The 13769-nt window shown below is 38.3% G+C and carries 11 protein-coding genes and 1 riboswitch; of the genes, 8 read left to right on the top strand and 3 right to left on the bottom strand.

Annotation, left to right across the window (positions count from 1 at the left end):
• Positions 1–33: 33 nt before the first annotated feature.
• Positions 34–1911, bottom strand: a complete 1878-nt coding sequence (locus tag AB657_RS02725; RefSeq protein ID WP_047245090.1) for a TonB-dependent receptor plug domain-containing protein — start codon at positions 1909–1911, stop codon at positions 34–36.
• A gap of 70 nt (positions 1912–1981) precedes the next feature.
• Positions 1982–2191, bottom strand: a riboswitch (cobalamin riboswitch).
• A 77-nt stretch (positions 2192–2268) separates the two neighbouring features.
• Here AB657_RS02725 and AB657_RS02720 point away from each other — a divergent pair.
• From AB657_RS02720 to AB657_RS02695, 6 genes are read left to right on the top strand one after another with little or no spacing between them, the layout of a single operon-like run.
• A complete protein-coding gene (locus AB657_RS02720) occupies positions 2269–3414 on the top strand; it encodes an ABC transporter substrate-binding protein (RefSeq protein ID WP_047245089.1) in 1146 nt (381 codons plus the stop codon).
• On the top strand, positions 3415–4446 hold the full coding sequence (locus AB657_RS02715; protein ID WP_047245088.1) for a FecCD family ABC transporter permease: 1032 nt from the start codon (positions 3415–3417) through the stop codon (positions 4444–4446).
• Positions 4447–4450: 4 nt separating this feature from the next.
• Positions 4451–5242 (top strand): ABC transporter ATP-binding protein, encoded by a 792-nt coding sequence (locus AB657_RS02710; RefSeq protein ID WP_316933205.1) that lies wholly within the window; start codon positions 4451–4453, stop codon positions 5240–5242.
• A gap of 33 nt (positions 5243–5275) precedes the next feature.
• Positions 5276–6631 (top strand): DNA recombination protein RmuC, encoded by a 1356-nt coding sequence (rmuC, locus tag AB657_RS02705; RefSeq protein ID WP_047245087.1) that lies wholly within the window; start codon positions 5276–5278, stop codon positions 6629–6631.
• Between the two features lies 1 nt (position 6632).
• Entirely contained in the window at positions 6633–6998 is a 366-nt protein-coding gene (locus AB657_RS02700) for a hypothetical protein (RefSeq protein WP_047245086.1), read from the top strand.
• Positions 6998–7546 (top strand): acyl-CoA thioesterase, encoded by a 549-nt coding sequence (locus tag AB657_RS02695; RefSeq protein ID WP_198146863.1) that lies wholly within the window; start codon positions 6998–7000, stop codon positions 7544–7546. The genes AB657_RS02700 and AB657_RS02695 overlap by 1 nt, the downstream gene beginning before the upstream one ends.
• On the opposite strand, the gene pgl is transcribed toward AB657_RS02695, so the two are convergent.
• The gene (gene pgl, locus AB657_RS02690) at positions 7543–8256 is read right to left on the bottom strand and encodes a 6-phosphogluconolactonase (RefSeq protein ID WP_047245084.1); all 714 of its coding nucleotides are present in this window, start codon (positions 8254–8256) and stop codon (positions 7543–7545) included. The two genes, AB657_RS02695 and pgl, sit on opposite strands and share 4 nt — an antisense overlap.
• Before the next feature lie 23 nt (positions 8257–8279).
• A complete protein-coding gene (gene zwf, locus AB657_RS02685; RefSeq protein ID WP_047245083.1) occupies positions 8280–9812 on the bottom strand; it encodes a glucose-6-phosphate dehydrogenase in 1533 nt (510 codons plus the stop codon).
• Positions 9813–9955: 143 nt separating this feature from the next.
• On the opposite strand from zwf, the gene gndA reads away from it, so the two are divergent.
• Together gndA and AB657_RS02675 are read left to right on the top strand one after the other, a co-directional pair.
• Positions 9956–11362 carry an NADP-dependent phosphogluconate dehydrogenase gene (gene gndA, locus AB657_RS02680; RefSeq protein WP_047245082.1) on the top strand — a complete coding sequence of 469 codons (1407 nt, stop codon included), beginning with the start codon at positions 9956–9958 and terminating at the stop codon, positions 11360–11362.
• A 165-nt stretch (positions 11363–11527) separates the two neighbouring features.
• Positions 11528–13756, top strand: coding sequence for a tetratricopeptide repeat-containing hybrid sensor histidine kinase/response regulator (locus tag AB657_RS02675; protein WP_047247759.1), 2229 nt, complete (start codon positions 11528–11530; stop codon positions 13754–13756).
• Positions 13757–13769 lie beyond the last annotated feature (13 nt).

The following is a 13769-nucleotide window of genomic DNA, read 5'->3' as shown; positions in this document are numbered from 1 at the left end:
AAAAAGGCGGCCTTTTGGCCGCCTTTTCTTTGCTTATAATTTTAGGTTCATTCCTATTCGAACGTTTCTTCCTTTCGTAGTGTAATTTAATATTTCTACATACTCTTCATTGAAGATATTGCTAACCGATATAAAGAAACTAAATTGATCACAAACCTCATGTTTCAGATAAAGGTCTACAAGACTAAAAGGCTCTAAATCTACCGTACTATAGGTTAAAAAGTCGGTATCTGTCCGGCTAGAGACATTTTGGTACATTATGGAAGCATAAGTCTTGTTTCTAAAAGTATAGCCTACCGTTGCATTGATCTTGTTCTTTGGTATTCGTAGAGCTAGGTCCTCTTCTGCTTCTGTTAAGGTGTAATTGGCGGTAACATCCATATTCTTTAATGGTTTTGCCTGTAGCTCTATTTCTACCCCAGATAAATTAACATCCTCTTCAATATTTCTGTATTGACTTTCGAACGTCTGCGGGTCAATAGTAACATAATCTATACGACCTTCTTCCTTTCTATTATAATAGATTCCACTCAACCTTAACCAATCAGAAAATTTAACCTCTATACCTCCCTCTATGGTGGTATCTTCCTCGGGGTCCAAATCCGGGTTGGCTCCGTACGGACCATACAATTGCGAAAGGTTCGGTGCTATATACGAAGTTGCATATGAACCCATCATTTTAAAATACCCCTCGTTAATTCCAATACGGTAAGAAGGGTTGATGTTATAAATAAGATTACTGCCATATTCGCTATGGTTGTTCAACCTTGCGCCCACATTAAGGTTTAGACCAAAATCGCTTACATACACAACATTGGCATAAGGGTCTAAATTATCGGCATTTTTCTCTTCATCGAACAGTGTTTTTCCATCAACATAGTTTACCCCAACAATAGAGTATATATTCCCATTAAAAGTATACTTATTGTATACATCTAACACCAAAGACTCTGAATCATAGGCTGAGGGATAATTGGAAACAAACTCCCTGTTTATCTGATTAAAAGCGGTATTCGCATGTATTTCTCCATTCTTGTAAAAGAAAGTCCCGGCAAGACCAAATCGGGACTGCTCTCCTTTATAATAGAAATCTGCATCTTCTATAGGAAAACCATTATCGTACTCCGTATTTAATTTATTGTAAAAGGCAGAAGCCGTTACATCAAATTTGTTCGAAAACCGATATCCTATTTTAACATTACCGTCTATTCTAGAAAAGTCGTCGGCCTCCTCTCCTACCGCAGCAGATAAACCATCTGTATATTGATGCCCCCCAGAGGCCAAAACGGATAAACCTCCCTCTTTGGCTGTAATTGTAACCGTATTAGAGAAATCAGAAATATTATAATTTTGATCGTTTTCCGGTTGGTTGGTACCCATACTTGATAGCACATCCAATGCCAAACCATCTTTATCTGCTTTTTTTGTGGTTATATTGATGACAGCTGTTGCCGCAGAGTTACCATACAAGGTACTGGAAGCCCCTTTTATGATCTCTATACTTTCAATTTGTGAGGTGTTCAACAAACGAAGATCATATTCGGCACTTACATTAGAAGGGTCGGATACCTGAATACCATCAATAATCACCAGAACCTGACGATTGTTTCCTCCTCTTGCGTAGACAGAAATGTTCTGCCCTGCATAACTTCTACTACCATTTACCTCTAACCCACTTTTAGTGTTAATAATCTCCGCTACCGACCGCCCTTGGTTTCGTTCCAATTCTTCGGCCGAAATTTTAATCACCGTTTTACCTGAATTTTCTCTTTTCAAATTAAAACGAGAATCACTTACCACTACTTCGTCCAATTGTTGGACCGACATAGAATCATTTTGCACTACTTGTTGTGCAATTACATTGGTGCATAGCAATGCCAAGCCACCAAAACCTACAAGTTTTTTGTTCATTTTTAAATCTCTTGTTCGAGCGAATAGTATGTCTGTACCCATACGTAAACCTTTATCCCGAAAGTTTAACAATAGTTGTTTGAATTTGGCAGGTCTCCTGACTTGCATCTTATTGTTTACCTTCCCGGTCCATTACAACCAGTGGTCTTGAAGTCTACAATAAGTACCGATAAACGGCTTAGCTTACAGTTGCGGGAACAGTTCCGGTTTTTCACCGGATTCCCTTTTAATCAAAACGGTTATGTACAAACCGTCTTGAACCAAAATTCTGCGCGAAAATAAACATTTTGTCCATTTTTATAGGCAAGAGTTAAATAATATTACTTTTGAAAAAGCTTTTATAAAAACCACCATCTCTTGAAACAGATTTTTTATTTCATTGCCCTATTGCTTGTTTTTGGATGTAAATCCGAGAAAAAAGAAGCAAAACCAACCCAACAGAATACTAAATCGAGCTCTATTGATTATGCCAAAGGATTTACCTTGAAAAAAACGGCCGACGATGTAACCATTATAGAGTTGACTTCGCCTTGGCCCAATGCCGAAGCTTCTTTTACATATGCACTGGTTCCAAAAGAAAAAGTAGGTACGATCAACCTTAACAAAACCAATTTTGATGCCATAATTCCTGTACCGATCAACACCGTGGTGCTTACTTCAACTACCCACATTCCAGCATTGGAGGCCTTAAATGAGCTAGACAAGTTAACGGGATTCCCCGATACGGAATACATATCATCAAAAGAGGCCAGAAAACGCATAAAGAACGGTCAGATCATTGAATTGGGAAACAACGAGACCATCAATACAGAGATGGTAATATCCTTACAGCCCGATCTTGTGGTAGGTTTTGGTATAAACGCGCAGAACCGTGCTTATGAAAATATAGAGCGCTCCAATATTCCCGTAGTATATAATGGCGATTGGACAGAGGAAACACCATTGGGAAAGGCGGAATGGATCAAATTTTTTGCTCCATTTTTTAACAAAGAAAAAGAAGCAGCGCAAATTTTTTCCGATATAGAAAAAAACTATTTGTCCGCAAAACAGATTGCCAAAAGCGCACCGCATAGGCCTACGGTACTTAGTGGGGCCATGTATAAAGATGTATGGTATCTTCCTGGTGGCAATAGCTGGGCTGCCCAATTCATCAATGATGCCAATGCAGACTACCTTTGGAAAGAAACAACGGAAACGGGAAGCTTGTCGCTTAGTTGGGAACGTGTTCTACAAAAAGCTAAAAATGCCGAGTATTGGATATCTCCCTCTCAATTTGTGAGTTATGAAGATATGGCCACTTCCAGTGAACATTATAAGCAGTTTGATGCTTTTCAGAATAAAAAATTATACACTTTTTCGAGCACAGTTGGTGAAACAGGAGGCTTGTTATATTATGAACTGGCTCCCCAAAGACCCGATTTGGTATTAAAGGACCTGATTCATATTTTGCACCCAGGGCTATTACCAGAATACGAACCAATCTTTTTTAAGCCATTACAGTAATTGAAAAAAACAAAAACATACTTTCTTCGGTTTGCAATTCTTTTCGCGGTCTTGTGCTTATGCTTTATACTCAACTTAAGCTTGGGGTCCGTAACCATTTCATTTACAGATACCTTAAAGGTTATTTTCGGATTTACCATCGAAAACCCTGCCTTTGAATATATCATATTCAATTATCGTTTTCCAAAAGCTATAACGGCCATACTGGTAGGAGGGGGTTTGGCACTAAGCGGCCTTTTAATGCAGACCTTGTTCAGAAATCCATTGGCAGGGCCGTTCGTACTCGGAATAAGTTCTGGAGCAAGTTTGGGGGCCGCCATACTTATTATGGGAGCTTCCGTTTTATCAAGCTTTTTATCACTGTCCCTTATTAATGATATTTCATTGGCCATTGCCTCCAGTCTAGGCAGCTTTTTAGTGCTATTTCTCGTAATTGGTGTTTCTTCTAAAATAAGGGATACCATGGCATTATTGATCATTGGCCTCATGTTCGGAAGCATTACTGCCGCCATAGTAAGTGTGCTTTCCTATTTTACGGATGCAGAGCGGCTACAACAATATATTTATTGGACCTTTGGTAGTCTAGGAAACCTATCTTGGCAGCAATTGGGCATACTTTTTATTGCTATCGTTACCGGTATTGTTCTAAGTATACTTTCCATTAAACCCCTCAACGGATATCTTTTAGGGGAAAATTATGCAAAAAGCCTAGGTATAGACATAAAGAGGTCACGATTACTTATTATATTGGCCGCTGGGGTTTTAGCCGGTAGTGTTACCGCCTTTACGGGCCCGATTGCATTCATTGGATTGGCCGTACCACATTTAACCAAGCAAATTTTTAATACTACCGATCATAAGGTTTTGGTACCCGCGGTACTTATATATGGCAGTATAATATTGTTAATATGTGATATTGTGGCCCAAATACCGGGCAAAGCGAGCGTACTACCTATAAATGCCATAACTAGCATTATAGGGGCTCCCGTGGTGATTTGGCTTTTAGTACGAAAAAGAAAAATGGTTTTTTAAATACTTGTTTATTATAAAAAATACAGATAAACATATTACCCTTGAGATCAAAGACCTCTGCGTAGGTTATAAAACTACCGCCGTATGTAGCAATATTTCCTTTAAGTTAAACCAAGGTGAGTTTATGGCCATTGTTGGGGTAAACGGTATCGGTAAATCTACTCTTTTAAGAACTATAGGTAATTTTCAACCCAAAATAGCAGGTAGTATATTATTTGAAGGAAAACCACAAACCGACTTCACTCCTATCGATTTTTCAAAAAAAGTAAGTGTCGTACTAACGGAACCCATTGCTTCTAAAAATTTGACCGTTATAGAGCTTATTGCCCTGGGCAGACAACCTTATACCAATTGGATAGGCAATCTATCATCGACCGACCAATCGAAAATCAACGAAGCCATACAAATATTGGAACTACACGCCCTAAAACAAAAAAAGTGTTATGAACTAAGTGATGGTCAATTGCAACGGGTACTGATCGCAAGGGCCCTGGCTCAGGATACCGACATTATTTTGTTGGACGAACCCACCACCCATCTAGATCTCTTCCATAAGGTGCAAATACTGAAACTTTTAAAATCTATAGCCCACCACACCAATAAAACCATCGTATTTACAAGTCATGAGATTGAAATGGCCATACAATTGTGCGATAAAATTTTAATTTTGGACGGCCATCAAAATTCCTTCGAGACCCCATCAAAACTAATAGAAAACAAGGCCTTTGAAAGTTTGTTTCCTTCAAACACCGTAGTGTTCGATAGTAGGTCCGGAGCTTTCCGAATTCAGAAGTAACATGTATCTTTACTTAGCGTATTTAATATAAAAATGAACGAAGCATTATATTACATTATTATTGGGCTGGTATGCCTTATACTTGGTTATTTTCTAGGTTATTATATTCAAAGCTTAAAGACAAAATCCAACCAAAGTAAGTTAGAGGAAGAAAACAGACAATTGGCCTTGAACAGAGCGCAATTGGAGAATCGTATTCTTACGGTCGAAAATGAGCGGGAAGAATTACGTTCTGAAAAAGTACAATTGGGCAACCAAATTGTAAGGTACCAAGCCGATCTAGAGAATTTAGAATCTAAAAATAAAGAGCAAAAGTTAGAAGTTGAAAAACTTCAAGAAAAGTTCACGAAAGAGTTTGAGAACCTGGCCAATAAAATCTTAGAGGAAAAAAGTCTAAAATTTACCGAAAGAAACGAGAAAAACATTAAAAACATTCTAACTCCCCTTAATGAAAAAATACAGTTGTTCGAGAAAAAAGTGGAGGAAAGCCAAAAAGAAAACATCAGTATACATTCTGCCCTAAAAGAGCAATTACTGAATTTACAAACACAGAACCTGAAAATAACCCAAGAAGCGGAAAACTTGACCAAAGCTTTAAAGGGCGATAGTAAAATGCAGGGTAACTGGGGTGAGTTGGTGCTTGAACGCGTGCTAGAAAAATCGGGGCTTGAGAAGGACAGGGAATATTCGGTACAACAAAGTTTTACTAGAGAGGATGGTAGCCGCGTGTTACCCGATGTCATTATCAACCTCCCGGATGGCAAGAAAATGATCGTTGATTCCAAGGTTTCCCTTACCGATTACGAACGCTATGTGAATGCGGACGATGAACTGCGCGAAAAATTCTTAAAGGACCATATAAACAGCCTTAGAAAACATGTAGACCAATTATCTTCTAAAAAATATGAGGACCTGTACGAAATGGAGAGTCCCGACTTTGTATTAATGTTCGTTCCCATAGAACCTGCTTTTGCCATTGCGGTAAATAACGACAATACCCTTTACAACAAAGCTTTTGAAAAGAATATTGTAATTGTAACCCCTTCTACCCTATTGGCTACTTTACGTACCATAGACACTATGTGGAACAATGAAAAACAACAGCGCAATGCTATTGAAATTGCCAGACAGGCCGGAGCTTTATATGATAAATTTGAAGGTTTTGTGAGCGATTTGACCAAAGTGGGCAAAAAAATGGACGAGGCCAAAAACGAATATAAAGGAGCCATGAACAAATTGGTAGAAGGCAGGGGAAATATTGTCACTAGCATAGAAAAATTGAAAAAAATGGGAGCCAAGGCCAAAAAATCGATTCCTGAACCAATTTTAAAAAGGGCACAGGACCACGATGAAAATTTTGAGATAGAAGCTCCAAAACCCAAACAGTAACATGAAAAAAATATTATTCCTTTTTTTAGGTGGTTGCCTCCTTTTATTGGCGTTGTTCTATGCTTTTATATACTATGTACCCTACAGTGAGGGCGTAAGGTCTGGAGAATTAATAAAAGTTAGCAAGAAAGGTGTCTTGGTAAAAACGTGGGAAGGTGAAATAAGCCAAGGCATATCCGGTGCCCAGATATTTTCCTTTTCCGTACTGGACAAGGATAAAGATGTTATACAGAAACTTAAGGACTATCAAGGACAATATGTCAAGATTGATTATACCGAACGCTACGCCACTTTCTTTTGGCTGGGCGATTCTAAATATTTTGTAACCAACGTACAACAAGAACAATCACCACATATCAGGAAATAATGGAAAAATATAAAAGTGCCAAAGACTCCCAAGTTTCCATCACTGAATTAATGCTCCCCTCCCATTCAAATTTTGGAGGAAAAGTACATGGTGGACATATCTTGAACCTAATGGACCAAATAGCTTTCGCCTGTGCCTCTAAGCATTCGCAATGCTATTGTGTGACCGCATCTGTAAATAGGGTAGATTTTCTTCATCCGGTAGAAGTGGGAGAGTTATTGACGCTTAGGGCCTCTATCAATTATACCGGTCGAACCTCTATGGTCGTAGGGGTACGTGTTGAATCTGAAAATATTACCACAGGTGAAAAAAAACATTGTAATTCGTCTTATTTCACCATGGTGGCCAAAGACAGTCAAGGAAAAAGTGTTCCCGTTCCAGGATTAATGGTCACGGACAAGCAAGGGGTACGACGTTTTACCCGTAGCAAATATCGTAAACTGGAAGCCCGCGAAAGGGATACCAAGTTTGAATCGGATAGCTTTGATGCCGATAAGTACCTTAAAGAACTGGAAAACGAAAACTGTAAAGTTGAATTAAACTTTTAAGAAATTTCCGAAGCAGCCGATTGGTCTAAAAACCATACCAATGATTTACTGATAGGGTCCACCAAGGAAGCAGGATATTTGTTACACCCTTTTTCCTGTTGGGTAATAATCCGTACTTTTTCTGATTTAGCTTCACCGGTCACCAAAAAGGCAACCGTATCCGCATTGTTGATTACACCCCCTGTTATAGTAACCCGTTTTTGACCACTTTCTGGATGTACTGCCACCTCACATAGCTTATCGGAATTCCAAAGATCTAATTCATGTGGAAAAATGGAGGCCGTATGGCCGTCGTCTCCCATTCCCAATATAACCATGTCAAATTTTGGCAGACCATTGCTCTTGGGTAAATTTTCTTCCAAAACCTGTGCATACCTATCCGCTTCTTCTTCTGGGTCGTTTTCCCCTTTTACCCTATGAATGTTCTCGCTAGGAATATCGATTTTTGACAATAAATGAGCTACGGTCATTTTAAAATTGCTCTGATCGTCCGTAGGATCTACACAACGTTCGTCTCCCCAATAAAAATGAACATTTTTCCAATCTATTTTATCGGCATAAAAAGATGCCAGCTCATCAAAAACTATTTTAGGGGTACTGCCTCCGGAGAGCGCTATATGAGATACTTTTCTGTGTGAGACAAAATCTGCCAAGTATTTAGAAAATTCAACGGCGACTTCGTTCTTATCGGTATATATCTTTAACTCCATATTTTAAATCAGTTCAATATCTATTAACATAGTACACAGAAACCTCCGTCATCCGTAAGGTTTTCCCCTGGGTTTCGCCAAGCGCCGATACCTTCGATAAGGTCATCTGCATTTTCTGGTCCCCATACACCTGAGGGGTAACCGTACATGCGTACATTCTCACCATTTTTCCAATAATTTAATATCGGGTCTACGAACTCCCAAGCAGCTTCCACTTCATCGGCTCTGGCATATAAAGTGGCATCGCCCTGCATAGCATCCAGCAATAGTCTTTCGTAGGCATCCATTACGCGTGTCTCGGCCAAACTGGAATAATAAAAATCTAAATTGGCGCGTTCCACATTAAACCCTTGTCCCGGAACTTTTACTCCAAATTTGATCAATATTCCCTCGTCCGGTTGTATTCTGATAATCAATTTATTATCCTTATTATGAATACCAGATTCTTTAAATATTTGATGGTGAGGGCTCTTAAAATGAATTACCACCTCTGTAACCTTGGTCGGCATTCTTTTGGCGGTACGTACATAAAACGGCACGTCTTTCCATCTCCAATTGTCAACATAAAATTTAATTGCCGCATAAGTTTCGGTGGTGGACATTGGATCCACACCTTCTTCTTCCCTATAACCCTTTACCTTTTTTCCATCAATGGTAGATGCCATGTACTGTGCCCTGATAGTTTGATCATGTAAAGTCTTTTCATCTTTCATGATTCTTAAAGATTTCAGGGCCTTTACTTTCTCATTGCGTATTTCTTCGGCTCCATCGCTAATGGGAGGCTCCATAACTATAAGAGAAACAATTTGAAGTAAATGGTTCTGGAACATATCTCTCAAAGCCCCGGATTTATCGTAATAACCGCCTCTTTTCTCTACCCCCACGCTCTCAGCATTGGTAATCTCTATATGATGAATGTAATTTCTGTTCCACAAAGGCTCAAAGATACTGTTGGCAAAACGGGTCACCAACAGATTTTGAACCGTTTCCTTACCCAAATAGTGGTCTATTCGGTAAATCTGTGATTCGGTAAAATATTTTTGAATTCCTACATTTAATTTTTTGGCCGTATCTAAACTATAACCAAAAGGTTTTTCTACAATCAATCTTTTCCAACCATTGTTTTGGGTGCTTAAACCTGCATCCGCCAAATTTTTGGCTATAACTTCATATAATGTAGGTGGTGTTGACAGATAATACATAATATTACCCGCTGTACCTTTTTCTTTGTTCAAATCCCCTACCCTCTTGCGTAAAGGAGCATAATCGGTATCATAGTCATTGCCCAGATCCTCATAAAAGAACTTATTGGCGAAATCCAATATTTCTTCTTTCTTTTTATCTTTAAGCTTATCTTCTAGATAAGTACTTTCCAATACTACTTTCTTTCGAAAATCATCATCGGTCAAGTTACTTCTACTTGCCCCCAACACCACAAAATTCTCAGGTAGTTGCCCAGCTTCGTACAAATTATATAAAGCGGGAACTAATTTTCTGGCTGTTAAGTCTCCAGAAGCCCCAAAAATAACCAACATTTGATTTTCTGTCCTTTTCATTATTAGCTGAATTCTTTTGAGGGGCAAAAGTATCGAAAAGAAAAACTAAAACACAACGAGTTTACAATTAGTTAAGAAGGATTGTGAATATTTTAATTTACTTTTGAAACTTACTTATTTAATAAAAGAAAATAGCATTTTATATGGAGCAGAAATATGACTTTGGATTGGTAGGACTGGGTGTCATGGGACGTAATTTTATCTTGAATGTCGCGGATAATGGTTTTACAGCCTATGGAAACGATTTGGACGAGGAAAAAGTGAATGCACTCATAAAAGAAGGGGGCGATATAAAAAAGGTAAACGCAACCACAGACGTAAAAACATTCTTGAACGCTCTTTCTACCCCTAGAAAAATTATGCTATTGGTTCCTGCAGGAAAAGCAGTGGACAGTGTTATCGAAGGTCTACTGCCTAACCTAGACGAAGGTGATTTGATTATTGATGGTGGAAATTCATTTTATACCGATACGGATAGAAGAGAAGCTTATTTATCTCAAAAAGGCATCAACTTTTTTGGTGCCGGTGTATCTGGAGGTGCAGAAGGAGCTAGAAAAGGACCTAGTATAATGCCAGGGGGCAATAAAGAGGCCTACCAACACGTAAAACCAATATTCGAAGCTGTTTCCGCTAAATATCAAGGTGAGCCCTGTGTTGCTTATCTAGGGCCAAAATCTGCAGGAAATTATGTAAAAATGGTACATAATGGAATCGAATATGGATTGATGCAGCTTACATCGGAAATATATGATGTTCTTAAAAAGGGAGGCGATTTTACCAACGATGAGCTACATCATACTTTCAAAAAATGGAACAGCGACCGTTTACAATCATTCTTGGTCGAGATTACCTCTGAAATATTTGAAAAAGAAGATGACCTCACAAATGGTAGACTTGTAGACATGATTCTAGACAAGGCCAAACAAAAGGGTACAGGTAAATGGACAAGCCAAAATGCAATGGACCTTGGTATTCCGGTACCTTCTATAGACGTTGCGGTCAGTATGAGAGAAATCTCCGCTTTAAAAAAAGAGAGAATCCAAGCAGACAAACTATATGATCGCCCAAAAGTGGCACATATGGACAAAGATAAACTGGAAAAAATAACCGAAGAGGCACTATATTTTTCCTTTATCATTACATATGCCCAAGGCCTGCACCAATTGGCAGATGCCTCTAAAGAATATGGTTATGAACTGAACATAGCAGAAATCGCCAAAATATGGCGTGCAGGATGTATTATTAGAGCAGGCCTGTTAGCGGATATAACAGAAGCCTTTATGGCTGATGACAAATTGCCCAACTTACTTTTATCACCCACTTTTGTTGAAAAAGTACAAAGTACCGTAAACTCGGCAAGGGAACTCGTGGCCTTCGGAGCCAAAAACGGCATACCTTTACCCGGGTTGTCCAATTCACTTACTTATTTCGACGCCTACACTTCTAGCAGATTACCTTTAAATCTAATACAAGCACAAAGAGATTATTTTGGGTCGCACACCTATGAGCGACTAGACAGAGAAGGTATTTTTCATACCGAATGGGAATAAAACAATAAAGGATCGCCATCTCTGGCGATCCTTTATTTTTAACAGCTCGAATAAATTATGCCGAGCATCGATCCATTGGCCCTGTTCAGGCCAATTCTATTTCATTTTCCTATATTAGTCCTCGAAAGGGAGTACCTAAATAAATCTAACCAGCCTAAAAACCTTATGAAAAAAATCAGGCAATCTACTTTAGTTGGATTTTTATTGTATACAACTTTCGTAATTGCCCAAAATGACTCTATTTGGCAAAGAGATAGTTTAGAATCCTATTTAAACAAGTCCAACGACGCTTACGATCTTTATAAATATAAAGAAGCTATAGAGTACGCTTCAATTTTGGTCGAAAAAGGAAAAGAATACGACCAAACAGATTATGAGTTTCTTGGTTACGATATTTTAGGAGCTATCTATGTAGAAACCGATGATAGTGTTCAAGGAAAGAGATACTCGGAAAAAGCTCTAGAACTGGCCCGAAAATCAGGAAAAGACAGTTTAGTGGCCTGGGGAGCACTTAATTTAGGTGTTTTATATTCTGAAAACGAAAATACCCTTGATAAGGCAATTCGGTATTTTCAAGAAAGCATTGCCATTAACGAAAAACTTAAGGATTATGATGAAGTATGTCTTACGTACATTAATTTAATATGGACTTACCTGGACAATGACCAACCTGATGAGGCATACAAATTTCTACAAAGAGCTTCTGCCCTGCCCCAAAGTAAAATAGACTCCCTTAACAAGGTATACATTAATCTCTTATACGGAAGATACCATCTAGCCAAAAAGAATTATACAACCGCCGCATCGAAACTTGAGAATATTGCAGTATACGCCGAAAAGAACGACAATATGGATATGGCCCTAGAGGTCTATGACAAATTAAATAAGCTATATGCGGAAACTGATAATTATGAGCGAGCCTATAAGACTCTGGACAAATATCAAAATTATAAGCAGAAAGCCTATACACTGGCCAAGCTAAAAGAAACAGAAAAGGCAAGAGCTAAATTTGAACTTAAACAGGCTCAAAATGACCTAGAAATAGCACGTAATGAACAAAAATATGCTGAAGAGCTTGTTTCTAAGTCAAAATCTCTAAACACCATACTCTATAGTGCCATAGGTATACTTTTACTACTTCTTTTTGCGGTATACCTTTTTATTAGAACAAGAAAAAAGTATATAGAAAACCTGAAGAAAAAAAATATCGAATTGGATGCCGCCCGCGAAAAGGCCGAAAAACTGTCGAAAATAAAAACCAAATTCCTATCTACCGTCAGCCATGAACTACGTACGCCATTATACGGGGTAATAGGCATCTCTACACTTTTAAAAGAAGATGAAAACTTGGCTGCATATGCCGAAGACCTAAACTCCCTCAAATTTTCTGCCGATTACTTACTTTCCTTGATCAACGATGTGCTTTTACTGAGCAAAATGGATGCCAATGCCATCACCTTGTCAAAAACCCCATATAAGCTCAACGCCTTATTGAACAACATTGTTTATTCATTTGAATCCACCTTAAAACAAAACAACAATAAACTGCATCTTTCTATTGATGAAAAAATACCGAACAGCCTTATAGGAGACCCTGTTCGGCTATCACAGGTGCTTATCAATTTAGTTGGCAACGCCATTAAGTTTACAAAAAACGGAAATGTTTGGCTAGAACTCCATTTAGTTAAAACAATGGACAACAAGGTCTTTGAGACTAAATTTGTAATCAAGGACGACGGCCCCGGCATTCCTTTAGAAGAGCAAAAAACCATATTCAATGAATTTGTACAACTGGATAATGACAACCACAGTTATCAGGGTACAGGTCTGGGACTTACCATCGTAAAGAAGGTATTAAAACTGTACCATAGTAAAATTCACCTAAAAAGTGCGCCAAATCAAGGTTCTGAGTTTAGTTTTACCCTTAATCTTGTTGCTTTAAAAGAAGACTCTCCTTCCGAAAATGTCCTGAACGGGACCTTAAGTTCCTATAATCCCTTAGTACCGGGTGAAGCCAAAAAAGTGCTTATTGTCGATGACAATAAAATAAATCAGAAAGTAACCCAAAAGACCTTAAAAAAATACAACATCGTATCAAGTCTTGCCAATGATGGGGCACAAGCCATAGAAATGTGCAAAAAAAATCATTTCGACTTAATTTTAATGGATATCAACATGCCAAAAATGAATGGCATGGAAGCCGCTCAAGAAATAAGAAAATTCAACAAAGAAGTACCGATCATAGCTCTTACGGCGGTTGAACTTGATGAAAATAAAACAGAAATATTAAATTCGGGGGTCAATGACATTGTGCACAAACCCTACAACCTTACCAAGTTTTTAAATACCATCGTTGCCTATCTTTTCGAAGAAGAAAGTAAAATTCCCCATTAAATTTCTTGTAAGA

The sequence above is a fragment of the Maribacter thermophilus genome, from assembly GCF_001020565.1.
Taxonomy (GTDB): Bacteria; Bacteroidota; Bacteroidia; order Flavobacteriales; family Flavobacteriaceae; genus Maribacter; species Maribacter thermophilus.
The sequence above is the reverse complement of the archived record's forward strand: the minus strand, read 5'-3'. Positions and strand labels throughout refer to the sequence as shown.

Bases quoted from the DNA above. Each gene is read 5' to 3' on its own strand.
- zwf (WP_047245083.1), bottom strand. From the start codon at position 9,812: ATGAAAAGGACAGAAAATCAAATGTTGGTTATTTTTGGGGCTTCTGGA.
- rmuC (WP_047245087.1), top strand. From the start codon at position 5,276: ATGAACGAAGCATTATATTACATTATTATTGGGCTGGTATGCCTTATA.
- gndA (WP_047245082.1), top strand. From the start codon at position 9,956: ATGGAGCAGAAATATGACTTTGGATTGGTAGGACTGGGTGTCATGGGA.
- AB657_RS02695 (WP_198146863.1), top strand. From the start codon at position 6,998: ATGGAAAAATATAAAAGTGCCAAAGACTCCCAAGTTTCCATCACTGAA.
- pgl (WP_047245084.1), bottom strand. From the start codon at position 8,256: ATGGAGTTAAAGATATATACCGATAAGAACGAAGTCGCCGTTGAATTT.
- AB657_RS02700 (WP_047245086.1), top strand. From the start codon at position 6,633: ATGAAAAAAATATTATTCCTTTTTTTAGGTGGTTGCCTCCTTTTATTG.
- AB657_RS02725 (WP_047245090.1), bottom strand. From the start codon at position 1,911: ATGAACAAAAAACTTGTAGGTTTTGGTGGCTTGGCATTGCTATGCACC.
- AB657_RS02675 (WP_047247759.1), top strand. From the start codon at position 11,528: ATGAAAAAAATCAGGCAATCTACTTTAGTTGGATTTTTATTGTATACA.